Annotated in this window: 20 protein-coding genes and 1 pseudogene; 15 read left to right on the top strand and 6 right to left on the bottom strand. The window is 69.2% G+C overall.

Features of this window, described 5'->3' with window-relative positions:
* The 6 genes from QZX79_RS13195 to pntB form a co-directional block, all read left to right on the top strand.
* On the top strand, positions 1-1150 hold a 1150-nt coding region (locus tag QZX79_RS13195), incomplete at its 5' end, for an FAD-dependent oxidoreductase (protein ID WP_294568788.1).
* Between the two features lie 59 nt (positions 1151-1209).
* Positions 1210-2538, top strand: coding sequence for a GAF domain-containing protein (locus QZX79_RS13190; RefSeq protein WP_294568786.1), 1329 nt, complete (start codon positions 1210-1212; stop codon positions 2536-2538).
* A 165-nt stretch (positions 2539-2703) separates the two neighbouring features.
* Positions 2704-4227, top strand: coding sequence for an aldehyde dehydrogenase family protein (locus QZX79_RS13185; RefSeq protein WP_294568784.1), 1524 nt, complete (start codon positions 2704-2706; stop codon positions 4225-4227).
* Positions 4228-4236: 9 nt separating this feature from the next.
* Positions 4237-4668 (top strand): DUF779 domain-containing protein, encoded by a 432-nt coding sequence (locus tag QZX79_RS13180; protein ID WP_294568782.1) that lies wholly within the window; start codon positions 4237-4239, stop codon positions 4666-4668.
* A 230-nt stretch (positions 4669-4898) separates the two neighbouring features.
* A complete protein-coding gene (locus tag QZX79_RS13175) occupies positions 4899-6449 on the top strand; it encodes a Re/Si-specific NAD(P)(+) transhydrogenase subunit alpha (protein WP_294568780.1) in 1551 nt (516 codons plus the stop codon).
* A gap of 38 nt (positions 6450-6487) precedes the next feature.
* Positions 6488-7966, top strand: a complete 1479-nt coding sequence (pntB, locus tag QZX79_RS13170; RefSeq protein WP_294568778.1) for a Re/Si-specific NAD(P)(+) transhydrogenase subunit beta — start codon at positions 6488-6490, stop codon at positions 7964-7966.
* 53 nt (positions 7967-8019) lie between these two features.
* Here the strand turns inward: pntB and QZX79_RS13165 are convergent, their stop codons facing one another.
* Positions 8020-8661 (bottom strand): TetR/AcrR family transcriptional regulator, encoded by a 642-nt coding sequence (locus QZX79_RS13165; protein ID WP_294568776.1) that lies wholly within the window; start codon positions 8659-8661, stop codon positions 8020-8022.
* Between the two features lie 134 nt (positions 8662-8795).
* On the opposite strand from QZX79_RS13165, the gene QZX79_RS13160 reads away from it, so the two are divergent.
* Together QZX79_RS13160 and QZX79_RS13155 are read left to right on the top strand one after the other, a co-directional pair.
* Positions 8796-9839: an agmatine/peptidylarginine deiminase gene (locus QZX79_RS13160; RefSeq protein WP_294568774.1), complete on the top strand. Its 1044-nt coding sequence runs from the start codon at positions 8796-8798 to the stop codon at positions 9837-9839.
* Positions 9839-11560 carry an amidase gene (locus QZX79_RS13155; RefSeq protein ID WP_294568772.1) on the top strand — a complete coding sequence of 574 codons (1722 nt, stop codon included), beginning with the start codon at positions 9839-9841 and terminating at the stop codon, positions 11558-11560. The genes QZX79_RS13160 and QZX79_RS13155 overlap by 1 nt, the downstream gene beginning before the upstream one ends.
* 44 nt (positions 11561-11604) lie before the next feature.
* Here the strand turns inward: QZX79_RS13155 and QZX79_RS13150 are convergent, their stop codons facing one another.
* Positions 11605-12579 (bottom strand): aldo/keto reductase, encoded by a 975-nt coding sequence (locus QZX79_RS13150; protein WP_294568769.1) that lies wholly within the window; start codon positions 12577-12579, stop codon positions 11605-11607.
* A 126-nt stretch (positions 12580-12705) separates the two neighbouring features.
* Between QZX79_RS13150 and QZX79_RS13145 the strand changes: the two genes are divergently transcribed.
* From QZX79_RS13145 to QZX79_RS13135, 3 genes are all read left to right on the top strand, one after another.
* Positions 12706-13344, top strand: a complete 639-nt coding sequence (locus QZX79_RS13145; protein WP_294568766.1) for a TetR/AcrR family transcriptional regulator — start codon at positions 12706-12708, stop codon at positions 13342-13344.
* An 81-nt stretch (positions 13345-13425) separates the two neighbouring features.
* On the top strand, positions 13426-15972 hold the full coding sequence (locus tag QZX79_RS13140) for an MMPL family transporter (protein ID WP_294568764.1): 2547 nt from the start codon (positions 13426-13428) through the stop codon (positions 15970-15972).
* Positions 15973-16249: 277 nt separating this feature from the next.
* The gene (locus QZX79_RS13135) at positions 16250-17776 is read left to right on the top strand and encodes an amino acid permease (RefSeq protein ID WP_294568762.1); all 1527 of its coding nucleotides are present in this window, start codon (positions 16250-16252) and stop codon (positions 17774-17776) included.
* Positions 17777-17874: 98 nt separating this feature from the next.
* Here QZX79_RS13135 and QZX79_RS13130 read toward each other — a convergent pair whose 3' ends face one another.
* Together QZX79_RS13130 and QZX79_RS13125 are read right to left on the bottom strand one after the other, a co-directional pair.
* Positions 17875-19362 carry a catalase gene (locus QZX79_RS13130; RefSeq protein ID WP_294568759.1) on the bottom strand — a complete coding sequence of 496 codons (1488 nt, stop codon included), beginning with the start codon at positions 19360-19362 and terminating at the stop codon, positions 17875-17877.
* The gene (locus tag QZX79_RS13125) at positions 19359-19865 is read right to left on the bottom strand and encodes a Fur family transcriptional regulator (RefSeq protein ID WP_120167982.1); all 507 of its coding nucleotides are present in this window, start codon (positions 19863-19865) and stop codon (positions 19359-19361) included. The genes QZX79_RS13130 and QZX79_RS13125 overlap by 4 nt, the downstream gene beginning before the upstream one ends.
* 91 nt (positions 19866-19956) lie before the next feature.
* Between QZX79_RS13125 and QZX79_RS13120 the strand changes: the two genes are divergently transcribed.
* The 3 genes and pseudogenes from QZX79_RS13120 to QZX79_RS13110 form a co-directional block, all read left to right on the top strand.
* On the top strand, positions 19957-20649 hold the full coding sequence (locus QZX79_RS13120) for a triacylglycerol lipase (protein ID WP_294568756.1): 693 nt from the start codon (positions 19957-19959) through the stop codon (positions 20647-20649).
* A gap of 78 nt (positions 20650-20727) precedes the next feature.
* The gene (locus tag QZX79_RS13115) at positions 20728-22008 is read left to right on the top strand and encodes an MFS transporter (RefSeq protein WP_294568754.1); all 1281 of its coding nucleotides are present in this window, start codon (positions 20728-20730) and stop codon (positions 22006-22008) included.
* Between the two features lie 46 nt (positions 22009-22054).
* Positions 22055-22276 (top strand): annotated as a pseudogene (locus tag QZX79_RS13110) (protease HtpX); the annotation flags it as partial.
* Positions 22277-22291: 15 nt separating this feature from the next.
* Here the strand turns inward: QZX79_RS13110 and QZX79_RS13105 are convergent.
* Positions 22292-23290, bottom strand: coding sequence for a glycosyltransferase family 2 protein (locus QZX79_RS13105; RefSeq protein WP_294568752.1), 999 nt, complete (start codon positions 23288-23290; stop codon positions 22292-22294).
* Position 23291: 1 nt separating this feature from the next.
* On the bottom strand, positions 23292-24143 hold the full coding sequence (locus tag QZX79_RS13100) for a glycosyltransferase family 2 protein (RefSeq protein ID WP_294568750.1): 852 nt from the start codon (positions 24141-24143) through the stop codon (positions 23292-23294).
* Positions 24144-25185: 1042 nt separating this feature from the next.
* On the opposite strand from QZX79_RS13100, the gene QZX79_RS13095 reads away from it, so the two are divergent.
* On the top strand, positions 25186-25401 hold a 216-nt coding region (locus QZX79_RS13095; RefSeq protein WP_294568748.1), incomplete at its 3' end, for a glycosyltransferase.

Below are 25401 nucleotides of genomic sequence, written 5' to 3'. Positions count from 1 at the left end.
CGGCCGCGACCTCACGCTTTCGGACTTCCGCCGCTTCTACGACGCCGTGATCTTCGCCACCGGCGCGGTCAAGGACGCCGACCTCAACATCCCCGGGATCGACCTCGAGGGTTCGTTCGGCGGCGCGGACTTCGTCTCCTGGTACGACGGGCATCCCGACGTCAGCCGCGACTGGCCCCTCGAGGCGCGGGAGGTCGCCGTCATCGGCAACGGCAATGTCGCCCTTGACGTCGCCCGCATGCTCTCCAAGCACGCAGACGACCTGCTGACCACCGAAATTCCCGACAACGTCTACGAGGGCCTTCGGCGTTCGCCCGTGACCGACGTCCACGTCTTCGGGCGGCGGGGCCCGGCGCAGGTCAAGTTCACTCCGCTCGAGCTGCGGGAGCTGTCCCACTCGCGCGACGTCGATATCGTCCTCTACCCCGAGGATTTCGACTTTGACGAGGCCTCCGAGAAGCAGATCGCGACGAACAACCAGACCAAGACCATGGTCAAGACCCTCACGAACTGGCTGGTCGAGGACGAACCCACCGGCGCCTCCCGCCGGCTGCACCTGCACTTCCTTCACACCCCGGTGGAGATCTACGATTCGCCGGAGACCCCGGGCAGGGTGGCCGGCATCCGGTTCGAGCGCACCGAGCTCACCGGCGAGGGCACCGTCCGCGGCACCGGAACCTTCATCGACTACCCGGTGCAGGCCGTCTACCGGGCCGTTGGCTACTTCGGCTCGGAACTGCCGGAGGTCGGCTTCGATTCACGGCGCGGCGTGATCCCCAACGAGGGTGGACGAGTCATCGACCAGGAGGGCAACCCCGTCCCGGGCATCTACGCCACCGGGTGGATCAAGCGCGGCCCCGTCGGGCTCATCGGCCACACCAAGGGCGACGCCCTGGAGACCATCGGCTTCCTGCTGGAGGACCGGCTCAACCTGCCGGCGGCCGAGGACCCCTCGGAGGACGCCATTATCAACCTGCTCGAGTCCCGCGGCGTCCAGTACACCACCTGGGAAGGATGGCTGCGCCTGGACGCCCACGAGCTGAAACTCGGAGCCAACTTCGTCAACGAGACGGGCAACGGCGACCTCGTCCGGGAACGGGTGAAACTCGTCCCCCGCGAGCACATGATCGCCATATCGCGCGGGGAGTGACCTCGGTTACACTGTGAGTTCCGCCCCCTGTGCGGCGGAATTCATGATGTGGAGTGCCGATGTCGCCGTTCCGACCGACCTCCTCGGGGGACCTTACATCCCGAGAGGTTCAGCAGCGCGCTGTCGACGCGCACAGCGCGCTCGGCCGGGGTGATCCGCCCGAAGGCAGCCTCCGGCGGGTGGTCCACGACTCGTGGCTGCGCTCCCTGGGGCACCTGAACGGCCCGGAGCGGGCCGGAGCCCGGCTGTCCTACACCCCGGACGAGCTGGTGGCCTACCGTGAGAGCCACCCGCTGGCAGCCGTGATGCCGGTGATCGACCGGCTCCTCATCCAGCCCAGCCGGGACAGCGGCCTGCTGGTCGCCGTCGGGGATGAGCACGGCAGGCTCCTGTGGGTTCACGGCGACCGGGCCTCGCTGCGCAGGGCCGAGGGCATGATGTTCATGGAGGGGGCCGACTGGTCCGAGGCCACCGTCGGCACCAGCGCACCCGGAACCGCCCTGGCCCTTGACAGCAGCGTGCAGATCGCCGGCGCCGAACACTTCAGCCCGCAGGCCCATCCGTGGAGCTGCACCGCGGTGCCGCTGCATGACCCCGATTCCGGCACCGTCCTCGGCGTCGTCGACATCACCGGAGCCTCCGACGCCGTCGCCGGGCACACCCTCTCCCTCGTTCAGGCAAGCGTGGCCGCCGCCGAGGCCCAACTGACCATCCAGCGGCTGCGCAGCAGGCTCTCCCCCTCCCGCCGGCCCGCCGACCGGGGCGCCCCGCAGTCGCTGTACCGCAGCAGCCTGCAGATCCTCGGCACCGACTACGGGCTGCTCCACGCCGGGGGCCGGGCGAGCGAACTGACGCTGCGCCACGCCGAACTCCTCGCCCTGCTCGCCATGCACCCCGAAGGCCTCAGCGCCGAACAGCTCGCCGTGATGGCCTACCCGGAGCACGCCTCGGTTACCACGGTCCGCGCGGAGATGCTGCGCCTGCGCAAGGCCCTCGGCCAGCACGGGGGCGCCCTGATGCCGGCGTCGCGGCCGTACCGGCTGCCGCAGGAACTCATCCTCGATGCGGTGCAGGTACTGAACCATCTGCACCGGGGCTCCCACCGCCTGGCCCTGGGGATCTACAAGGGCCAGGTGCTCCCGCGCTCCCAGGCCCCGGCGATCACCCGCCTGCGCGGGGAGATCAGCTTCCTGCTGCGGGACGCGGTCCTCAACGACGGCGGAGCCGAGGCCCTGCTGCAGTACCTTCAGCTGCCCGAGGCCGAGTACGACGCCGACGCCTGGATGACGGCCCTGAAGGTGCTTCCGGCACGCTCCCCCCGCCGGTCGGCGGTCGTGGCCCACATCGAACGTCTCGAGCGGGAACTGGGCAGCGACTGGCACCGCTGACGCCCGGCGGCCACCCGCCCGTGCGCCGGCCGTTCCTTGGCTCGCGCGGGCCGTGTGGCGGTCCCTGTCGCGGGCGGTGCAACGTCGGTGCAACCTGCCACGTCCTAGGCTCGGGGCGTGGACGAAGGCGTCCACCGGAGTTTCCAACGCCCAAGGAGTTACACAATGACTGTTTACGCCCAGCCTGGCCAGGACGGATCCAAGGTCAGTTTCAAGCCCCGGTACGAAAACTGGATCGGCGGTGAATGGGCTGCCCCGATCAAGGGCCAGTACTTCGAGAACGTGTCCCCGGTCAACGGGAAGGTCTTCTGCGAGGTTGCCCGCAGCACGGCCGAGGACATCGACCTCGCCCTGGACGCGGCCCACAAGGCGGCACCGGCGTGGGGGAAGACCTCGGTCGCGGACCGGGCGCTGGTCCTGAACCGGATCGCCGACCGCATCGAGGAGAACCTCGAGATGCTCGCCGTCGCCGAGACCTGGGACAACGGCAAGCCCGTCCGCGAGACCCTCGCCGCCGACCTGCCGCTCGCGGCCGACCACTTCCGCTACTTCGCCAGCGCCGTCCGCGCCCAGGAGGGCGGGATCTCCCAGCTCGACGACGACACCACGGCCTACCACTTCCACGAGCCGCTCGGCGTCGTCGGCCAGATCATCCCCTGGAACTTCCCGATCCTCATGGCGGTCTGGAAGCTGGCCCCCGCACTCGCCGCCGGCAACGCCGTCGTAATCAAGCCGGCCGAGCAGACGCCGGCGTCGATCCTCGTGCTCATGGAGCTGATCAGCGACATCCTGCCCTCGGGTGTGGTCAACGTCGTCAACGGTTTCGGCGTCGAGGCCGGCAAGCCGCTGGCCTCCTCCAAGCGCATCCGCAAGATTGCCTTCACCGGCGAGACCACCACGGGCCGGCTGATCAGCCAGTACGCCAGCCAGAACCTCATCCCGGTCACCCTCGAACTGGGCGGGAAGAGCCCCAACATCTTCTTCTCCGACATCGCCGAGAAGAACGACTCCTTCTACGACAAGGCGCTCGAAGGTTTCGCCCTGTTCGCGTTCAACCAGGGCGAGGTCTGCACCTGCCCCTCGCGGGCGCTGGTCCAGGGTTCGATTTACGACTCCTTCATGTCCGACGCGGTGGCCCGGGTGGAGAAGATGGTGCAGGGCAACCCGCTCGACACCGACACCCAGGTCGGCGCGCAGGCCTCCAACGACCAGCTGGAGAAAATCCTTTCCTACTTCGACATCGGGGCCCAGGAGGGCGCCAAGGTCCTGATCGGCGGCGAGCGCCTGATGCTCGACGGCGACCTCGCCGACGGCTTCTACGTCAAGCCCACCATCTTCGAGGGCACCAACTCGATGCGGGTGTTCCAGGAGGAGATCTTCGGCCCCGTGGTCTCGGTGACCCGGTTCAACGACTACGCCGAAGCCATGGAGATCGCCAATGACACCCTTTACGGGCTCGGCGCCGGCGTCTGGTCGCGCAACGGCAATGTGGCCTACCGTGCGGGCCGGGAGATCCAGGCGGGCCGGGTGTGGGTCAACAACTACCACGCCTACCCGGCCGGGGCGGCCTTCGGCGGCTACAAGTCCTCCGGGATCGGCCGCGAGAACCACGCCATGATGCTCGACCACTACCAGCAGACCAAGAACCTGCTGGTCAGCTACTCCGAGAACAAGCTCGGGTTCTTCTAGGAACGCGCCGTGACACTCGAAGCGTCGGTGGTGATCCCGGGGGAGGACTTCTCCCGGGTCGCCCTCACCCCGGAGGCCACCGAGCTGCTGCGCAAGCTCTGGGACCTTCACGGGCCGCTGATGTTCCACCAGTCCGGGGGCTGCTGCGACGGCTCCTCGCCGATGTGCTATCCGGAGGGGGAGTTCCTGACGGCCGAGGCGGACATCCTGCTCGGCGTCCTCGACATCTCCGCCGGGGACGACGGCAGTTCCGCAGGGGACGACGGCGGTGCCTCCGGTGAGGGCGGGAAGCCGATCGGTTTCTGGATGTCCCGGGAGCAGTTCGAGTACTGGAAGCACACCCACCTCACCGTGGATGTGGTGCCGGGGCGGGGGAGCGGCTTCTCGGTGGAGGCCCCCGAGGGCAAGCGGTTCCTCATCCGGTCGAGGCTGATGCCCTAGGGCACGGCCCCGGACAGCAGGGCAACCGACGGGAGTCTCCGGCATGGCCGGGGCTCCCGTCGGTTGCCTGTCCGGCCGGTCCGCGGCGGGTGCCGCCCGCGGCTGGTTCCGCCGCCGGTCCTGCCCGCTAAACCTGCCCCGCTGATTCCGACCGCCGGTTGTTCGTCCGGAATCCGCCACCAAACCGGTCTCCGGACTTACACTTCCCTCAACACTGCACGAGGAGAGACGTGACACGTATTGGCATCGTGGCCGAAATGGGCCAGGAGACGCGGGTGGCGGCAACGCCTGCCACGGTGAGGCAGCTGTTGGACCTTGGCTACGACGTCGTGGTCGAGAAGGGCGCGGGGGAGTCCGCCTCGTTCCGCGATGACGCCTACACCGCCGCCGGCGCCGTCATCGGGGGCGCCACCGAGGCGTGGGGCAGCGACGTGGTGTTGAAGGTCAACCCGCCCACCGCGGACGAGGTCGACCGGCTGGCCGAGGGCGCGACGCTGATCGGCATGCTGAGTCCGGGCCTGCGCCCGGATCTGGTCGAGGCCCTGGCGGCGCGCCCGATCACCGCGCTCGCCCTGGATGCGGTGCCGCGGATCTCCCGGGCGCAGTCGATGGATGTCCTCAGCTCGATGGCGAACATCGCCGGCTACCGGGCGGTCATCGAGGCCGCGCATGAGTTCGGCCGGTTCTTCACCGGGCAGGTGACCGCGGCGGGAAAGGTGCCGCCGGCCAAGGTCCTGGTGGCGGGGGCCGGCGTGGCCGGCCTCTCCGCGATCGGGGCCGCAAGCAGCCTCGGCGCGATCGTGCGCGCAACGGACCCGCGGCCCGAGGTTGCCGACCAGGTGAAGTCCATCGGCGGAACCTACCTCCCGGTCGAGGTCGGCGAGGAAATGACGTCCTCCGACGGGTACGCCAGGGCCACCAGCGAGGCCTACAACGCCCGGGCGGCCGAGATCTACACCGAGCAGGCCCGCGACGTCGACATCATCATCACCACCGCGCTCATCCCCGGACGTCCCGCGCCGAGGCTGCTCACGGCGGCGGATGTGGCGGGCATGCGTCCGGGCAGCGTGATCGTCGACATGGCGGCCGGGCAGGGCGGGAACGTCGAGGGCTCGGTCGCCGGGGAACGGGTGGTCACGGACAACGGCGTGGTGATCCTGGGCTACACCGATCTTCCGGCCCGCCTGCCGGCGCAGGCCTCCCAGCTGTACGGGACGAACCTTCTGAATCTGCTGCGGCTCCTGACCAAGGACAAGGACGGGCAGCTGAGGATCGACTTCGACGACGTGGTGCAGCGCTCGGTCACGGTGGTGCGGAACGGGGAGAGGACCTGGCCGCCGCCACCGGTCCAGGTTTCCGCGGCCCCGGCCGCCCGCGCGGAGGGGCCAGCTGCCGCAACCACCGCAGCGAAGCCGGGGTTCAGCGCTGCCGGCAAGGCCGGCCTTCTCGCTGCCGGCATCGCGGCGCTGTTCCTGGTCAACGCCGTGGCACCGGCGCCGCTGCCGCAGCACTTCACGGTGCTGATGCTCTCGGTCGTGGTGGGCTTCTACGTGATCGGGAAGGTCCACCACGCCCTGCACACACCGCTGATGTCGGTCACCAACGCCATCTCGGGAATCATCGTTCTAGGGGCGCTGCTTCAGATCACCTCGAGCGACCCACTGGTGCAGGTCCTTGCCGCCGCAGCGGTCCTGCTGGCGAGCATCAACATCTTCGGCGGGTTCGCCGTCACCCGGCGCATGCTCGGAATGTTCGCCCGCGGCGATCGGTCACGGCCATGACCCCGGGCACCGCAACAGCACTATCGAGGAGTGGAGACGTGTCGAATACCGTTGCCGGGCCGTTCACCGCAGAGTCCGTTGCCGGTGCGGCCTACATCGTCGCGGCCCTGCTGTTCATCCTCAGCCTTGCCGGCCTGAGCAGGCACGAGAAGGCCCGGGCAGGCGTCCTGTACGGCATCGCCGGCATGGCGCTCGCGCTGGCGGCCACCATCTGGCTGACCCTGGAGGGCGTCCTGGGCACGGCGCGGGGCTCCACCGGCCTGGTCCTGCTCGCCGCCGCCGTCCTGGTCGGCGGGGGGATCGGGCTCTGGCGCGCCCGTGTCGTGGAAATGACCGGCATGCCCGAACTCATCGCCCTGCTCCACAGCTTCGTCGGCCTTGCCGCGGTCCTGGTCGGCTGGAACGGGCACCTCCAGGCCCCTGCCCTGGCCGGGGACCTGATGGCGGTTCACCATGCCGAGGTGTTCATCGGCGTGTTCATCGGGGCGGTGACGTTCACCGGGTCGATCGTCGCGTTCCTCAAACTCTCCGCCCGGATGAAGTCAGCCCCGCTGATGCTGCCGGGGAAGAACGCCATCAACCTCGGTGCCCTCGCCGCATTCGTCGCCCTGACCGTCTGGTACGTCAACGACTCCCGGCTGGAGCTGCTCATCGCCGTCACCGTGCTCGCCTTCGGACTGGGCTGGCACCTCGTGGCGTCCATCGGGGGCGGGGACATGCCCGTCGTCGTCTCGATGCTCAACAGCTACTCCGGCTGGGCCGCGGCCGCGGCGGGGTTCCTGCTCAACAACGACCTGCTCATCATCACCGGCGCCCTGGTCGGATCCTCCGGCGCCTACCTTTCCTACATCATGTGCCGGGCGATGAACCGCTCGTTCATCTCCGTGATCGCCGGCGGGTTCGGCATCGCTCCACCGTCGACGACGGATGCCGAGCAGGGTGAGTACCGCGAAATCACGGCCCGGCAGACCGCCGAGCTGCTCCTCGACGCCTCGAGTGTGGTGATCACCCCCGGATACGGCATGGCAGTGGCGCAGGCCCAGTACCCGGTGGCCGAACTGGCCCATCAACTGCGCGCCCGCGGGGTGAACGTTCGATTCGGCATCCACCCGGTCGCCGGACGTCTGCCCGGGCACATGAACGTCCTGCTCGCCGAGGCCCGGGTCCCCTACGACATCGTCCTGGAGATGGACGAGATCAACGACGACTTCGACGGGACCTCGGTGGTCCTCGTGATCGGGGCCAACGACACCGTGAACCCCGCCGCGGCCGAGGACCCCGGCAGCCCCATCGCGGGCATGCCCGTGCTGCGCGTCTGGGAAGCGGACAACGTCGTCGTCTTCAAGCGTTCAATGGCAGCAGGCTACGCCGGCGTGCAGAACCCCCTGTTCTTCCGCGACAACACCTCAATGCTCTTCGGCGACGCCAAACAACGCGTCGAGGACATCCTCCGCAGCCTTCCGGAGGACTCCCTGCCGTCCCCGCTGGCCGACTCCGCCGCACCCGGCCAGCACTGACACCGGTTCCGCTGGCTGCGCCGCCGGGCGCGGGCCGGCCACTGCCCGCAGGGTCAGGCCTGCGGGAGTCCGCCGGGGACCAGCGCGCCGCGCGCCGCCCCCACCATGCCCTCGACAGCGCGGGCCAGGTGCACGCCGCGGTCGTTGACCCCGTCCCAGCGCACCAGCGCCTGGGCGTTCAGGCCGTCGATCATGCCCAGGATCTGCCAGGCGACGGACGCCGCGTCCGGGGTCTCGAACTGCCCCGCCGCGATTCCCGCCTCGACGACGTCCTGCAGCACCGCCTGCCAGGCGTCCATCTGGACGCGCACGCTGGCGGCGAGTGCCTCGTTCCGGCGGCCGAGGGTCCAGGCCTCAACCCAGACCGCGGTCACGTCGAGGCGCGCCCCGTCCAGCAGCGTGTCCAGGAGCAGGGCGAGCCGCTGCGCCGGGTCCGGGAGCCGGGCCAGCAGGGCGGCGACCTCCGCCGTTTCGGCCGCGACGATGGTGGCGAAGGTGTCCGCCACGAGCGCGTCGACGTTGGGCTGGTAGTGCGCGACGAGGCCGGAGGCCACGCCGACCCGCGCCGCCACACTGCGCAGCGTGATCGCGGCAAGGCCCCGCTCCAGGGCCAGTTCCCGGGCGGCTTCGGCGATTTCGGCGGCGCGCTCGGACGGTGCTTTCCGGACCGCGCGCCTCGGGGGAGTGCTTGACATCACGCTCCAGTCTAAAGTAGTTTTCAACTCTATTGATCACTTGATCAATAACAGGACGTGCAGTTCCGCCGCAGAACCGCCGAGGGCCCTCCGGCCCCGGCGCCGGACGGCCGCACGGGAGTAAGGAGCCGCAAATGGCCTGGAGGATGCCGGCCGAGACCGCACCCCACGACCGCACCTGGATGGCGTTCCCCCGGGCGGGGCTGACCCTTGGTGCGGACGCCGCGTCGGCGGCCGAAGCCTACGCGGCGTGGACCGCCGTCGCGCACGCGGTCGCCGAGTTCGAACCGGTCACCATGGCGGTCGACCCCAGCGAAATGGTGCGCGCCCGGAACCTGCTCGGCAGCGGCATCGAGCTCCACGAGGTTCCCCTCGACGAGTTCTGGATGCGCGACGTCGGGCCGACCTTCGTGCTCGACGACGAGCGCCCCGGCGTGCTCGGCGCGGTGGACTGGACCTTCAACGGCTGGGGCGCCCCCGCCTGGTCCGAATGGGAGAAGAGCGCGGAGATGGCCCGCGTACTCGCCGCGCAGAGCGGTGCCGAGCTCATCAGCTCGATGCTTGTCAACGAGGGCGGGGCGATCCACGTCGACGGCGCAGGGACGGTCCTCGTCACCGAGACGGTCCAGCTGGACCCGGGCCGGAACCCCTACGCGGACAAGGCGCGCGTGGAGGCGGAGCTGGCACGCACCATCGGCGCCACGAAGACCATCTGGGTGCCCCGCGGCCTGACCCGCGACTACGAGGACCTGGGCACCCGCGGCCATATCGACATGGTTGCCACCCTGCCCTCGCCCGGTAGGGTCCTGCTTCACCTCCAGTCCGACCCCGGGCACCCCGACTTCGGGGTCAGCCGCACCCTTTCGGCCTTTTTTGAGACCCAGACGGACGCCGCAGGCAAGCCCTTCGAGATCCTCCCACTGCCGGCACCGGCCACGCTGCGCGACAGCGAAGGGTTCGTGGACTGGAGCTACGTCAACCATCTTGTGGTCAACGGCGGCGTGATCGCCTGCGGCTACGGGGAAGAACGGGCCGACGCGCTGGCCGCGGAGATCCTGGCGGAGGCCTACCCCGGACGGCGGGTGGTGACCGTTGACGCCCGGCCGATCCTGGCCCGCGGCGGAGGCATTCACTGCATCACCCAACAGCAGCCGGCACTGGGCGGAGGGAACGCCTGATGGCCCGGTTCGACGTCGTCGAGGCCTCCATTGCGCAGCTGCGCGCCGCCCTGGAATCCGGGGAGACGAGCAGCGAGGACCTCACCAGGGCCTATCTCGCGCGGATCGAGGCGTACGACCGGGGCGGCCCCCGGCTGAATGCGGTGGTGGTGTCCAATCCGCAGGCCCTGGACGATGCCCGTGCCTCCGACGAACGGCGGGCCCGCGGCGCTGTGCTCGGTCCGCTGGACGGCATCCCGTACACCGCAAAGGACAGCTACCTGGCCAGGGGGCTCACGGCCGCGGCCGGCTCCCCGGCCTTCGAGCACCTCACCGCCCAGCGCGACGCCTTCACCGTCGAACGCCTCCGGGGCGCCGGCGCGGTCCTGATCGGGCTGACGAACATGCCTCCGATGGCCAACGGCGGCATGCAGCGCGGACTCTACGGGCGTGCCGAAAGCCCCTACAACGCCGAGTACCTCACCGCGGCCTTCGCCTCTGGATCCTCGAACGGCTCGGGCACGGCGACCGCGGCGAGCTTCGCGGCCTTCGGCCTCGGCGAGGAAACCTGGTCCAGCGGACGGGCACCGGCGTCAAACAACGCCCTGTGCGCCTACACGCCCTCCCGGGGGGTGATCTCGGTGCGCGGCAACTGGCCGCTGGTGCCCACCATGGACGTGGTCGTTCCGCACACCCGCTCCATGGCAGACCTGCTCGAGCTGCTCGACGTGATCGTCGCCGACGACGCCGAGACCCGCGGCGACTTCTGGCGCGCCCAGCCGTGGGTGGAGATCCCGCCCGTGTCGGCCCTGCGACCGCCGTCCTACCCGGCGCTGGTCCCGGCAGGGCCGGACGGCGCCCGGGCGGCGCTTGAGGGGCGGCGCTTCGGGGTGCCCCGCATGTACATCAACGCCGATCCGGAGGCCGGCACCGGCGACAGTCCGGGCATCGGCGGGCCCACCGGACAGCGCATCGAGACGCGCCCCTCCGTGATCGCCCTCTGGGAGGCCGCACGCCGCGACCTCGAGGCGGCCGGCGCCGAGGTGGTGGAAGTCGACTTCCCGGTGGTCTCCAACTACGAGGGAGACCGCCCCGGCGCCCCCACCCTTGCCACCCGCGGGCTGGTCAGCCCCGACTACATTGAGCGCGAGATCACCGACCTCTCGTCGTGGGCGTGGGATGACTTCCTGAAGGCCAACGGCGATCCGGCCCTCGACACCCTGGCGGCGGTCGACGGCGCGGCGATCTTCCCGGCCCCCGAGGGTGCCCTGCCCGACCGCTACGAGGGGTTCGACGACGACATCGCCACCTACCCGGACCGCGTCCGCGACCACCCGGTGGAGTCTTTCCTTGCGATCCCGCACCTGGCCGAGGGCCTGCGCGGGCTCGAGGAAACCCGCCGCGTTGACCTTGAGGAGTGGATGGAGCGCCTGGGCCTCGACGCCGTGGTCTTCCCCGCGGCCGCCGACGTCGGACCGGCGGACATGGACGTCAATCCGGCCTCGGCCGATCTGGGGTGGCGCAACGGGGTCTGGGTCGCCAATGGCAACCTGGTGCCGAGGCACCTGGGCATCCCGACGGTGACCGTGCCGATGGGCACGATGGCCGATACCGGCATGCCCGTCGGCCTTACCTTCGCCGGCCGGGCCTACGACGACGCCGCCCTTCTGGGGCTCGCCGCCGCCTTCGAGGCCACGGGCCGGCGCCGCACGCCGCCGCCGAGGACCCCGCCGCTGGGCTGAACGGCACAGTGAACTGCTGACCCGCTGAACCGCTGAGCCGCGGCTCAGCGGTTTACCGTCGACATGTCCGCATACCGGTCCCCGACCGGCGCGGCGACGGCGCTGAGCGCGGCGAGGTGATCACCCGAGAGTTCGAGGGCCTCGGCGGCGATATTCTCCTCGAGGTGCTCGATCCTGCGGGTGCCGGGAATGGGTGCGATGTTCCCGTCCTGGGCGAGGAGCCAGGCGAGGGCCACCTGCCCGGGGGTCGCTCCGACCTGCTGCGCCACGGCGTCGACCTGTTCGACAATCCGGATGTTCGCTTCGAGGTTGTCCCCGGCGAAACGCGGGTTGTAGCGCCGGACGTCCGCCTCGTCGAGCTGGTCCAGGCTGCGGATGGTCCCGGTGAGGAATCCGCGGCCCAGGGGCGAGTAGGGAACGAACCCGATGCCGAGTTCGCGCACCAGCGGGAGGATCTCCTGCTCGGGGTCGCGGGTCCACAGCGAGTATTCGGTCTGAAGCGCCGTCACCGGGTGCACGGCGTGGGCGCGGCGGAGGGTGGCCGGGGCCGCCTCGGACAGGCCGATATGCCGGATCTTCCCCTGCTCGACCAGTTCGGCCAGGGCGCCCATCGTCTCCTCGACGGGGACGGCGGGGTCCATCCGGTGCTGGTAGTACAGGTCGATGTAGTCGGTGCGGAGGCGCCGCAGCGACCCCTCGACCGCCAGTCGCACGTTCGCCGGGCTGCCATCCAGGCCCCGCTCGCCCGAACCGGTGTGGCGGATGACACCGAACTTGGTGGCGATCACCACCCGGTCCCGCCGGTCGGCGAAGGCCCGGCCCAGCAGTTCCTCATTCGTGTACGGACCGTAGATCTCGGCAGTGTCGAACAAGGTGATGCCTCGGTCGAGCGCGTGGTGGAGGGTGCGTACGGCGGCGTCGTCGTCGGTGCCGCTGCCGGTGTAGAAGGCCGACATGCCCATGCAGCCGAGGCCCAGCCGCGAGACCTCCAGGTCCTGTCCCAGGGAGAGGTGTTTCATCTCGACGCCTTTCGGTGAGGTTTTCCGGCAAGCCTAGACCGGTGCGGCGGGCCGGGTCTTCAGTGCACCTCCTCTCCGCCGGAATATTTCTTGCACAGTGTGCAAAATTTGGCGTAGCCTCGAAGCGTGCAGAATGTTGAGGACGCGGCGGAGCCCCCGGAGCCTGTCGGTCGTCGGGAGCAGAACAAGATCGACACCCGCCGGGCGATCGCCGAGGCCGCGCTCACCCTGGCCCGCACCAAGGGGGCTGGATCGTTCACGGTGGACCAGATCGCGGCCCGGGCCGGGGTGTCCCGGCGCACCTTCTTCAATTACTTCCACAGCGCCGAGGAAGCCCTGAACGTCAGCACGGAGTCCTTCCTCGAGCTGGCCATCTCCAGCTTCTCCCGGCGCCCGGCGGGGGAGCCGCTGCTCGACGCCATGATCGCCGCGCTCGCCGCCACCGCCAAGGTCCAGGACCTCGCGGTGCATGGCGAGCTCTTCCGCATGGCCGCAGGAAGTCCGGAGCTGCTGCGGGCCCAGCTTCACGCCTGGGAACGGGCGGAAGCCCGGATCATCGAGGCCGTCACCCACCACCTGCAGGGCGGCGCGTCGCCCCTTTACGTCAGCGCCCTCGTCGGTTCGGTGCTCTCCTGCGCCAAGGCGGCGATGCACGACTGGGCCGCCGACGACCCCGACCGGCACGGGGACGCCGGTGCCGCCCTCGAGGAGCGCATGGTGCTGGCGCTCTCAATGCTCCGGGACGGCTTCGCGCACCCCGCCTGATCCGCACACGCCCACCCCGCCTGATCCGCACACGCCCACCCCACCTCCGTCACCCACCTCCGTCACCCAAGGACACTTCCAATGGCATTTCTGCTCTACCGGCTCGGCAAGTTCGCCTACCGCAGGCGGTGGTGGGTCGTCTCCGCCTGGCTGACGGTGATGGTGGCCGTGGGGGCCTCGGCCGTCTTCTTCTCCGGCACCCTTACCAACAACTTCTCCATCCCCGGCACCGAGTCCCAGCGCGTCGCGGACCAGCTGCGGCGCGAACTGCCCGAGGCCGTCGGCGGCACCGGGACGGTCGTCTTCCGGACCGATGACGGCGCGGCCTTCACTCCGGACCAGGAGTCCGCGGTCCGGGAGGCCCTCGCGGGCGTCGCCGGCCTCGACGGCGTGAGGTCGGTCGTCGACCCCTTCGCCGTGGCCGAGCAGCTCGAAGGCGGAAGGGCCGAACTCGAGAGCGGAAGGGCCGACCTCGCCTCCGGGGAGGAGCAGCTCGAGGCCGGCCGGGCCGGGCTTGAGCAGGGCCAGCAGGAGCTCGACGCCCAGCGGGACCAGCTTGACCAGAGCGCACCCTCCCTGCCCGGTCCTGCCCTGGAGGCCGCCCGGGCCCAGCTGGACGCGGGGCAGCAGCGCCTCGACGCCGGCCGGACCGAGCTTGAGGGCAGCGCCGCCGAACTCGAGCGGGGCCGCACCGAGCTCGAACTGGCCGAACGCCGCCTCGAGGCCTCCTCGGGCGTCCGGCTGGTAGCGGAGGACCGCTCCGCCGCCGTCGCCAGCGTCCAATTCGACAAGTCCATCAACGCCGTGTCCCCGGAGCTGCGCGAAGCCGTGCAGGCGGAGGCCGCGGCCGCCGCCGGCGGCGGCGTCACCGTTGACTACAGCAAGGACATCGTCGAGGACGTCTCCGAGATCTTCGGTTACGCCGAGATCATCGGCCTGCTCGTCGCCGCCCTCGTCCTTGTCCTGATGCTGGGTACGCTCGTCGCCGCGGGCCTGCCGCTCCTGATGGCCGTGATCGGCGTCGGCGTCGGGGTGGGCATCACCTTCGCCCTGTCCGGGATCATCGAGATGAACAGCATCTCCCCGGTCCTGGCGCTGATGCTGGGCCTGGCCGTGGGCATCGACTACTCCCTGTTCATCGTGAACCGGCACCGCACCCAGCTGCTGCACGGGATGGGACTCGAGGAGTCGGTCGGCCGGGCCACGGGCACCGCCGGCAACGCCGTGCTCTTCGCCGGGCTCACCGTCGTGGTGGCGCTGGCAGCGCTCGCCGTGCCCGGCCTGCCGTTCCTCACTGTCATGGGCCTGTCCGCCGCGGGAACCGTCGCCGTCTCGGTGCTCGTGGCCCTGACCCTCACCCCGGCCCTGCTCGCCGTTCTCGGCACCCGGCTCATCTCCGCGCGGGCGTGGGCCCGCAACGCCAGCCGGTCCGGCGGGACCTCCTCGGAGGAGGAGCAGCGGACCAAGGACCGGCGGGCCGAGCGCGGCCGCGGCTGGGGCGGGTTCGTCACCCGCAGGCCCGCCCTCACCCTCGTGGCCGGCATCCTGCTGCTCGGCGCCATCGCGGTCCCCGCGGCCCAGCTGCGGGTCGGCCTGCCCGACGGCGGCTCCGAGCCCGCCGACTCCACCGCCTTTCAGGCCTACAGCACCGTCGATGAGAAGTTCGGCGAGGGCACCAACGGGCCGCTGATCGTCGTCGGGGCGATGCCGGCAACCGCGGGGGAGGCCGACCTGGCCGAGCTGCAGCTCGACGTCAACGACCTGCTGGCGGACATCCCGGACGTCGCCGCCTCGATTCCCGCCTCGGTGAGCGCCGACGGGCGCACCGCCGTCTTCCAGGTGCTCCCCGAGGAGGGGCCGGCCAGCGAATCCACCGAGGACCTCGTGCGCACCCTGCGTGCCTCCTCCGACAGCATCGAGGACCAGACCGGGGTCTCCGTGTCCGTGACGGGCCAGACGGCCGCGAACATCGATGTCTCGGCCCGGCTGATGGAGGCCATGCCGCTGTACCTGGGCATCGTCGTCGGGCTTTCGCTGATCCTGCTCCTGCTGGTGTTCCGTTCGGTGCTCGTGCCGCTCATCGCCACCGCCGGGTTCCTGCTCTCGCTGCTGGCGAGCTTCGGGGCGACCGTGGCGATCTACCAGTGGGGCTGGTTCGGGGACCTCTTCGGGGTGACCAATCCCGGGCCGATCCTGAGCTTCCTGCCCATCATCCTGATCGGGGTGCTGTTCGGCCTGGCGATGGACTACCAGATGTTCCTCGTCTCGGGGATGCGCGAGGCGTACGTCCACGGCGGAAGCGCCCGGGCCGCGGTGCGGGTCGGCTTCAGCCACGGCGCACGCGTGGTGACGGCCGCGGCGATCATCATGGTGTCAGTGTTCGCCGGCTTCGTGTTCTCCCACCTCACCATGGTCCGGCCGATCGGTTTCGGGCTGGCCTTCGGCGTGCTCCTCGACGCCTTCGTGGTCCGCATGACGCTCGTGCCGGCCGCCATGTACCTGCTGGGCCGAAAGGCCTGGTGGCTGCCGCGCTGGCTGGACCGCATCCTGCCCGACGTCGACGTCGAGGGGGCGAAGCTCACCCCGCGGGCCGAGCCGCAGCGGGAGGCAGTGCCGGCAGCAGGCTGACCGCCCGGCGTACCCCTTTGCGGCCGAAGGGCCCGAAAGCGACCGCCGCGCCGGATATATCCGGCGCGGCGGTCGCTTTCGCCTGCGGCGGACGCTTTCGGGACCGCGGACGGTCTCCGGATGCATGCCTGCCGGATGCACGCCGGAGGACCACATGGTGGCCCTCGTTAACTATCTCACCATGTGGACGGATTCCGTCCCAGCCGCTGGACCTCAATACGCTGGTCTGGGCAGTTTTCCCTTGACTGCCGCACCCTTCTGTGAAAGATGCAGGCCATTGAACCTATTGCGCACAAAATCGATTGAGCAGTCGATAGCAGACTCAGACGAAAAGGGGCGCAGGCTCAAGCGTTCCCTGAACACGTGGGACCTCATGATCATGGGCGTCGCCGTGGCCGTGGGTGCGGGGATCTTCTCCGTCGGGGCCCAGGCGGCGGCGTTCAATGCCGGACCGGCCGTCACCATCTCCTTCGTGCTCGCCGCCATCACCTGCGCGCTGGCCATCATGTGCTACGCCGAGTTCGCCACCGCGATCCCCGTGGCCGGCAGCGCGTATGTCTTCACCTACGCCACCATGGGCGAACTCATCGCCTGGGTCATCGGCTGGAACCTCATCCTCGAGCTCCTCATGGCCGCGGCCGTCATTGCCAAGTTCTGGGGCATTTACCTCAGCGATCTGTTCGCGGTGCTCAACCTCGACGTGCCCTCGGAGATCAGCTTCTTCGGGCTTCCCCTCTACTGGGGGCCGCTGCTGATCGTCGCCGTCTTCACTGCCGTGCTGGTGCTGGGCACCAAGCTCTCGGCCCGCGTGAACAGCGTCTTCACCGTCATCAAGATCGCCATCGTCCTCTTCGTTATCGTCGTCGGGTTCTTCTACGTCAGCCCCGAGAACTACACGCCGTTCGTGCCCGAATCCCAGCCGCCGGCCGACACCGAGGCCAAGTGGGCCGACCAGCCCTTCCTGTCCTTCCTCTCCGGCGCCACCCCGTCGGCGTTCGGCTTCACCGGAATCATCTCCGGCGCCGCACTCGTCTTCTTCGCCTTCATCGGGTTCGACGTCGTCGCGACCTCCGCTGAAGAGGTCAAGAACCCGAGCCGGACCCTGCCGCGCGGCATCTTCGCCGGCCTGGCCGTCGTCACGGTGCTCTACATCCTCGTGACCCTCGTGGTCACCGGCATGGTCTCCCACACCGAGCTCGGCGAGTCGGGTGCGCCGTCCCTGGCGACGGCCTTCCAGCTCGTCGGCGCCGACTGGGCCGCCGGGGTCATCTCGATCGGCAGCCTCATCGGCCTGACCACCGTCATCATGGTGCTGCTCATGGGCCTGGCCCGGGTGGTCTTCGCCCTCAGCCGCGACGGCCTCATGCCCCGCTTCCTGAGCCGCACCTCCGAGAAGCGCGGTACTCCGGCCCGCACGCAGATCCTCTGCGGCGTCGTCGTCGCCCTGCTCGCCGGGTTCACCCAGGTCGAGATCCTCGCCGAGATGATCAACATCGGCACCCTCTCCGCCTTCATCATGGTCAGCGTCGGCATCCTCGTGCTGCGGCGCAGGCGGCCCGACCTGAAGCCGGCGTTCCGGGTGCCCTTCGGCAAGATCATTCCGATCGCGTCGGCGCTGCTGTGCATCTACCTGATGCTCAACCTCGCCACGATCACCTGGGTGTTCTTCGCCGTATGGCTGGTCGCCGGATTCGCCATCTACTTCGCGTACGGCTACCGCCACTCCCAGCTCAATGCGAAGACCGCAGCGGGCTCGACGGAGCCGGACGCCGACGACGAGATGGTCGGCGCCGGGACGCGCTGACCGCCTCCGTTCACGACGGACGCACCTTAAAACGACGAACGCACCCGGAAAACCGGGTGCGTTCGTCGTTTTCTGGCGCGTGCGGCGCGAAAGGGCTCCTAGTACAGGGCCGCTTCCGACTCCGACGCCGGGGTCTCGCCGGAGCCGAGGTTGGCCCGCAGCTTGGCACCGAGGTCGGCGTCGACGTTGGTCCAGTACTGGATGGCCCGCTCGCGGATCTCGGAACTGACCACGCCGCCGACGGCGCCGGTGATCGTCTCGAGGAACCGGGCCCGGGCCGCGTCGTCGAAGACCTCGCGGTAGAGCGTGCCGGCCTGGCCGAAGTCGTCGTCCTCGGCGTGCAGGGTGTGGGCGGCGCGCACGAGCTCGCCGTCGTTCTCCCAGCCGCCGTGCGGGCCGTAGATCGCCGGGTCGGCCGCGGGGCCGCCCACCGAGTTCGGCGCGTACACCGGGGTGGAGGCGGAGTTGAAGTGGTACCGGCCCGCGCCGTCCTTGGAGTAGTTGCGCACCTCGCTCTTGGGCATGTTCACCGGCAGCTGGGCGTGGTTGGTGCCCACACGGTAGCGGTGCGCATCGGCGTAGGAGAAGATGCGCGCCTGCAGCATGCGGTCGGGGCTTGCGGCGATGCCGGGCACGAAGTTCGACGGCGCGAAGGTCGCCTGCTCGATCTGCGCGAAGTAGTTCTCCGGGTTGCGGTTCAGCGTGAGCTTTCCGACCGGGATCAGCGGGTAGTCGCCCTGCGGCCAGACCTTGGTGAGGTCGAACGGGTTGAACCGGTAGTCCTTGGCGTCGTCGTAGGGCATGACCTGGACCTTGAGGTCCCAGCTCGGGTGGTTGCCCTTGGCGATGTTCTCGGAGAGGTCGCGCAGGTGGTGGTCGGCGTCCGAGCCGGCCAGTGACTCGGCCTCGTCGACCGTGAGCGTCTCGTGGCCCTGGTTGGACTTGAAGTGGTACTTGACCCAGAACTTCTCGCCGGCCTCGTTGATCCACATGTAGGTGTGCGAGCCGTAGCCGTTCATGGTGCGCCAGGAGGCGGGAAGGCCGCGGTCGCCCATCAGCCAGGTCACCTGGTGCGCGGATTCCGGGCTCAGGGTCCAGAAGTCCCACTGCATGTCGGCGTCGCGCAGGTTGGTGCCGGGCAGGCGCTTCTGCGAGTGGATGAAGTCCGGGAACTTGATGCCGTCGCGGATGAAGAAGACGGGGGTGTTGTTGCCCACGAGGTCGTAGTTGCCCTCGGAGGTGTAGAACTTCAGGGCGAAGCCGCGGGGGTCGCGCCAGGTGTCGGGGGAGCCCTGCTCGCCGGCGACTGAGGAGAAGCGCAGCAGCGTCTCGGTGACGGCGCCGGTCTGGAACAGGGCCGCCTTGGTGTACATGCTGACGTCTTCGGTGGTTTCGAAGACACCGAAGGCTCCGCCGCCCTTGGCGTGGACGACGCGCTCGGGGATCCGCTCGCGGTTGAACTGGGCGAGCTTCTCGATCAGGTAGTGGTCGGTCAGCGGGATCGCTCCGTCGCGGCCGATCGCTGACGAGTTGCTGTCGTCGACGACGGGCGCCCCGGACTGCGTAGTGCTGAAATTGGCGTTCACTGTGCTCCTGTTTCTGTGGTGCTGCTGGGGTAAATCGTTGGGCCGGCGGCGGGGGCGCGGCAGTCGCCGCACAGCCCCTGGTAGAGGACGTCGGCGATCTGGATGGTCATTCCGGCCGAGCCGGGCGACCACTGCGGGGTCAGGCAGGGCGCGTGGCCGACGGCGCATTCCACGTCCTCGATCCGTCCGCAGCCCGTGCACACGGCGTGGTGGTGGTTGTCACCGACGCGGGTCTCGTACCGGGCGGGGGAGTGCGGGGTCTCGATGCGGCGCAGCAGGCCCAGGGCGGTGAGGTCGGCGAGGATGACGTATACCGACTGCACGGCGATGTGCGGCAGTTCCTGGCGCACGGCCGCGGCGGCGTCGTCGGCGGTCGCATGGGGGGAGCGCTCGACGGCGGTGAGGACGGCGAGGCGCTGCCGGGTCACCCGGCGTCCGTGGCCGCGCAGCTCCTGCGACCACTGCGCCTCGCGCGCGGTGGGATGCGGAGCGGTGTCGGTCATGGAGGGAGTCAACCACTAATTCTGAGGAATTCATAATAAGGTCCGTCTAACTTGCGTCCCGCGGCAGAGCGTGGCTCGGTACGGTGGAACGATGGATCTGATTCGGCGGGCGTGGGCCTGGACACTCGATTATGCGTACGTCGGCTTCTGGCAGCTTCACGGCCTCCTCGTCCGCGATGACCCGGCGCGGTACCTCGAAGCCGGGCCCGAGCCCGCCCGGGGCACGGCGAAGCTGCCGGTGCTGCTGATCCCGGGCGTCTACGAACCCTGGCAGTTCATGCGGCCGGTCGCCGCCCACCTGCACCGGGCCGGGCATCCGGTGCACGTCGTGGAAAAGCTTGGCTACAACCGCGGCAGCGTGCCGGCGATGGCCGCGCTGGCCGCCAAATACCTCGAGGAGCGCGACCTCCGCGACGTCGTCATCGTCGCCCACAGCAAGGGCGGGCTGATCGGCAAGTACCTGATGACCCTGCCCGGAAGCCGGGTCAGCCGGCTCGTCGCCATCAACACGCCCTTCTCCGGCTCGATCTACGCAAACTTCTTCGTCCTGCCGAGCATCCGGGCCTTCGCTCCCCGGAACCGCACCCTGGTCTCGCTCGGGAGCAACCTCGAGGTCAATTCCCGCATCACCTCGATCTACGGGCGCTTCGACCCGCACATCCCCGGCGGCAGTTTCCTCAAGGGGGCGCGCAATATCCAGCTCGAGACCATGGGCCACTTCCGGCCGATCGCGGACCGCCGGGTGCTGAAGATGGTCGACGAGGCGATTGCCGCCGCCGAGTAGCGCCGCCGCGTGTAACCCCCGGAGGGTCCCGGCGGCGGTAGTTGCCGATGCGAACCACACCACGGCTACACTTTTGGAGTGCCCAAACTCCTCGCCGACATCACGCCACTGAAGGAAAGCAGGGCCTTCCGCCGGCTCTACATCGGCACGACCCTTTCGGCCACCGGCACCCAGCTCACCCTGGTGGCCGTCAGCCTCCAGGTCTACGCGCTGACCTCCTCAAGCCTGAGCGTGGGCCTGCTTGGACTCTTCGCGCTGGTGCCGCTGGTGGTGGCCGGGCTGTACGGCGGGGCGATCGCCGACGCCCACGACCGCCGGACGGTTGCCCTGTTCTCCGGGCTCGCCCTGTGGCTGACGACCATCGCCATCGCCGCGCAGGCCTGGGCCGGCCTCAACAACGTCTGGCTGCTGTACCTCCTGGTCGCGGTGCAGAGCGGTGCGGCCGGCGTCAACCAGCCCACCCGCAGTTCGATCATTCCGCGGCTCGTGCGGCCCGAGCTCCTGCCCGCGGCCAATGCGCTGAGCATGATCACCTTCGGCCTGGCGTTCACGGTGGGACCGCTGCTCGCGGGCGTGCTGGTGGCGCAGGTCGGCTACGCCTGGACCTACACGATCGACGCCGTCACCTTCACCGCTGCGCTCTGGGCAGTGTTCAGCCTCCCGCCCATGCCGCCCGAGGGGCCGACGCGGCGGGCCGGGCTGTCCTCGGTGCTCGAGGGGTTCCGGTTCCTGGGCACCCGCCCGAACATCCGCATGACCTTCCTCGTCGACCTCGCCGCCATGATCCTGTCCCAGCCGCGGGCGCTGCTGCCGGCCATCGGCGCCGTCCTGATCGGCGGCGGGGAATTCACGGTGGGCATTCTGCTCGCGGCCGTGGCGTTCGGCTCGGTGCTCGCGGGACTGTTCTCCGGCCCGCTCGGCCGGATCCACCGCCAGGGCCTGGCCGTGCTGTGGTCCATCGTGGGCTGGGGTGCCTCGGTGAGCGCCTTCGGCCTCGTGGTCGTCGCGGCCGGAGCCACCGGGCCCGGCGCCGGCGGCGCGGTCACGCCCTGGATCATCCCCGCCGCACTCTGCCTCGTCCTCGCCGGCATCTCGGACTCCGTCAGTTCGGTGTTCCGCAGCACCATCCTGCAGTCCGCCACCCCCGATGCGATGCGCGGGCGGCTGCAGGGCGTCTTCATCGTCGTCGTCGCCGGAGGCCCGCGCCTGGGCGACATGGTCGCCGGCGGCGGCGCCGAGTGGCTGGGGGAGGGCTGGACGCCGGTGATCGGCGGCCTGCTGTGCATCGCCCTCGTGGGCCTGCTGGCGAAGTGGCAGCCCCGTTTCGCCCAGTACGATTCGCGCAACCCGCAGGCCTGAAACCGCGGACCATGCCGCTTCGGCCATGCCCTCCGGGCGGCCCTGGACCGGCGACCCGCTGGCGCTGGCCTCGGCGCTGCGCAAGCTGGAGCTGGGAACGCAGCGGGCACCGCTGCCGCGGGACCAGCGGCTCGTCAACACCTCGCACCTGATGACCGCCAACCCCTTCCGGGGCGGAGGAGTGCAGCGCCTGTTCGCAAGCCACCCGCCCATGCCCCAGCGGATCGCGCGGCTCGAAGGGATGGCCGGCCGGCCGCTCGGCCGCTGACCCCGGCTTAAGCCCTCACTGGACGGTCCGCCACTCGGCAGCCGCAGGGACCGGCTCGGCCGCGCGGGACCGGGCGAGATGGGCGAGCTGACGGCCCCGGAGATATCCTCCGGTCGTGATGCCAAGCACAGCGACGACGGCTCCCGCCCGGCCCAGTCCGGCGCTGTCCTTGCCGGTGCCCCAATCCCGGAGTCCGGACAGGACGGCGCGGGGAAGGACCCTCCGGACATAGTGCCGTTCCGAACGCAGGGCGCGTTTGTGGCCCACAAGATGGCTCACCTGGGCCTTCGAGAGCCCTTCTGACCAGGCTCGTGCCGCCATGTATCGAAAGGTTCCCCTGGCGGCGGGGACGTGATGGTGGACCACGGCGGTCGGATCATAGACGATGCGCGAGCCCGGGGAGGCGATGGTGGCCCGGATGCAGATTTCCGTCTCCTCGCAGCCGAGTGGCTTGAGGATCTGCCGGCCAAGGTCCTGGTTGAAACCGCCGACATGTTCGAGAATGTCCCGCCGGAAAGACATGTTCGCCCCGATCAGGTTGCGGACTTCGGTAGCCATCCGCGGCAGGCCCCGGTGGCTGCATCCCACGATCCAATCGAGTTCCTCGCTGAAGTACCCGGGACGGCCCGCCTCCCAGACCGGGTCGACGTGCCCGCCCACGGCGAGCACATCGGGATCGTCGTAGAACGAGATCAGGCGTTCAAGCCAATCCGGGGCCGCCTCGGCGTCGTCGTCGAGGAAGGCAACAATGTCCGACGTCGCGTGGGTGATTCCGGTGTTGCGCGCGCCGGCCAGCCCGGGCTGGCCGGTGCTCTCCACGATCGTCACGGCACTGAAATTCGCGATGAGGTGCTTATAGAGGTTCTTGTTGTGGTCCACGACAAGAATGATCTGCTGGGGAGAGACCGACTGGGCCTTGACCGATTCGACGACACGGCTCATGAGCGGCAGGCGGTCCTGGGTGTAGGAACAGATGACCACGGAAACAGTGGGTCGTACTCCAGTGGGCGACATGTCAGGCACCTTCCGCCAGGGTAAGCACGCTACGGGGATCGGTTGGAGTCCGTGAATGCCGGACGCTGGGATAGGTGTATTTCACCCGCCGGAGCGCTTCGGGGCGGGCCCCGCCGGTGGGCGCGTCCCAGGAGGCGCATTCCCGCGCGAGGGTGCGCAGCACCCTCCACCCGTCACGGAATGTCTGCAGATTTGAGGCTCCCGAAATCCGGTTCAGTTCCATGCTCGGAACCTCCGCGATACGGAGTCCTCCCCGCGCGGCCTTCACGATCAGTTCCGTCTCGATCTCGAATCCCTCCGATTCCAGCTGCAGGACCTCGAGGCACTCCCGCCGAAAGGCGATGTAGCCGTAGCAGAGGTCGGAGTAGTTGCTGTGCAGGACCACATTCGCCAGCCCGGTCAAAGCCCGGTTTCCGGCCTCCCGCAGCCAGGTCAGGTCTTCGGAGCCGCCGCCGGTCACATGCCGGGAGCCCTTGACGAAGTCGAAGTCGTGCTGGAGCGGGGAGACGAACCAGCCGATCTCCTGCGGGTCCATGCTGCCGTCGGCGTCGAGCATGACGATGATGTCGCCGGAGGCCGCCGCGAACCCGGCCCGGAGGGCGCAGCCCTTCCCGGCACGGGGTTCGGACACCACCAGGACGTCGACACGGAGCGCCCTGGCCACATCGACCGTGTGATCCTTCGACCGGCCGTCGACGATGATGACCTCGTCCACGTAGGAGGGCATGCGGCGAAGGACCCATGGGAGGTTCATTTCCTCGTTCAGGGTCGGTATCACAACGCTGACCGAGGCCATCGGGGACGGCGCGTTCTGTTCGGACAATGAGTTGGGTCCGGGGTACGGGATAGTCACGATCTCACCACTTTGCATGCGAACGGTTTGAACTGGCCGCGGCGGCCACGGGGAGCGGGCGGGACGGGTTCAGTCCCCGGCTTCAACCCTCGCGCCGGGTGCCCTTCCTCCAAGAGAACCCCGGGCCCTGGGTGGGTGAAGCAAGATGTACAAAGGGTGAACCGGAGGTGCTGCTCGGTGAATTCCACACTAGAACTTGATCTTTGGAGTGTCGCCAAAACCGCCTACCCGACTTGATTTAGGCGTTACCCGGCCTGCTCGTTCATTACTTGAAGAAATCGCCAAACCCGTAAGTTCGCTGGGTGGTGATTACTCGCGCGGCGCGGCCCAATACCTGTCTTGATCAAATACCGGAGTTCCGGGCGGCGTTCCCATCGGCCAGCTCCTGCCGCCCCTGCAGGAGAGCGCTGCACTCCCGCGGTGGCGCGCCCCGGACGCAACGGCTACATCCGGTGATCGGTCAGCGATGCCCTGGCCGGCTGGGAGGTCTTTATCAAGGGCGGGATTCAGGCCGGCCGGAGCGCTTCGGACCGCCCCTGCGGTCGCTGCCTGCTGAAGCACCGGACGTTTTGCCGTATACGTGCGGCGAACTATAGGTAGCGTGCTAATGGGAGCTCCACTGAGCTCTACCCAGCGATCTGGCGGGACAACGGGACAGCGAGACACCGCCCGGGAGCCCCGCTACGGCCCGAGATAAGTAACGGACCGTAGCGCGCGAGTATGCCGCTGACGATTTCTCCAAGTAGCGAACGAGAAGCTCGGGTAACCCCTAAATCAAGTCGGGTAGGCGGTTCCGACGACACTCCAAAGATCAAGTTCTAGTGTGGATTTCACCAAGCAGCACCCCTGGTTCACCCTTTGTACACCCAGCGTCACCACCCAGGGCCCGGGGTTCTCTTGGAGGACGGGCACCCGGTGCAACCTCAAAAGTTGGAGCCGAGTAATGGGAATTGTCATCCGCAAGGACGATTCGCCGAGCCCGTCCGGCCCGCTCCCCATGGCCGCCGCGGCCAGTTCAAACCGTTCGCAAAGTGGTGAGATCGTGACTATCCCGTACCCCGGACCCAACTCGTTGTCCAGCTACAACGCGCCGTCCCCGATGGCCTCGGTCAGCGTTGTGATACCGACCCTGAACGAGGAGATGAACCTCCCCTGGGTCCTTCGCCGCATGCCCTCCTACGTGGACGAGGTCATCATCGTGGACGGCCGGTCGACCGACAACACCGTCAAGGTGGCACGTGCAGTCCGGGGGGATGTC

It is taken from the genome of uncultured Arthrobacter sp. (genome assembly GCF_902805515.1).
Lineage (GTDB): Bacteria > Actinomycetota > Actinomycetes > Actinomycetales > Micrococcaceae > Arthrobacter_D.
This window is presented reverse-complemented; position numbering and strand designations above follow the sequence as displayed.

Coding starts and splice junctions, on each gene's coding strand:
- QZX79_RS13165 (WP_294568776.1), bottom strand. CDS start 8,661: ATGTCAAGCACTCCCCCGAGGCGCGCGGTCCGGAAAGCACCGTCCGAG.
- QZX79_RS13185 (WP_294568784.1), top strand. CDS start 2,704: ATGACTGTTTACGCCCAGCCTGGCCAGGACGGATCCAAGGTCAGTTTC.
- QZX79_RS13105 (WP_294568752.1), bottom strand. CDS start 23,290: ATGTCGCCCACTGGAGTACGACCCACTGTTTCCGTGGTCATCTGTTCC.
- QZX79_RS13150 (WP_294568769.1), bottom strand. CDS start 12,579: ATGAAACACCTCTCCCTGGGACAGGACCTGGAGGTCTCGCGGCTGGGC.
- QZX79_RS13140 (WP_294568764.1), top strand. CDS start 13,426: ATGGCATTTCTGCTCTACCGGCTCGGCAAGTTCGCCTACCGCAGGCGG.
- QZX79_RS13160 (WP_294568774.1), top strand. CDS start 8,796: ATGGCCTGGAGGATGCCGGCCGAGACCGCACCCCACGACCGCACCTGG.
- QZX79_RS13190 (WP_294568786.1), top strand. CDS start 1,210: ATGTCGCCGTTCCGACCGACCTCCTCGGGGGACCTTACATCCCGAGAG.
- QZX79_RS13125 (WP_120167982.1), bottom strand. CDS start 19,865: ATGACCGACACCGCTCCGCATCCCACCGCGCGCGAGGCGCAGTGGTCG.
- QZX79_RS13155 (WP_294568772.1), top strand. CDS start 9,839: ATGGCCCGGTTCGACGTCGTCGAGGCCTCCATTGCGCAGCTGCGCGCC.
- QZX79_RS13120 (WP_294568756.1), top strand. CDS start 19,957: ATGGATCTGATTCGGCGGGCGTGGGCCTGGACACTCGATTATGCGTAC.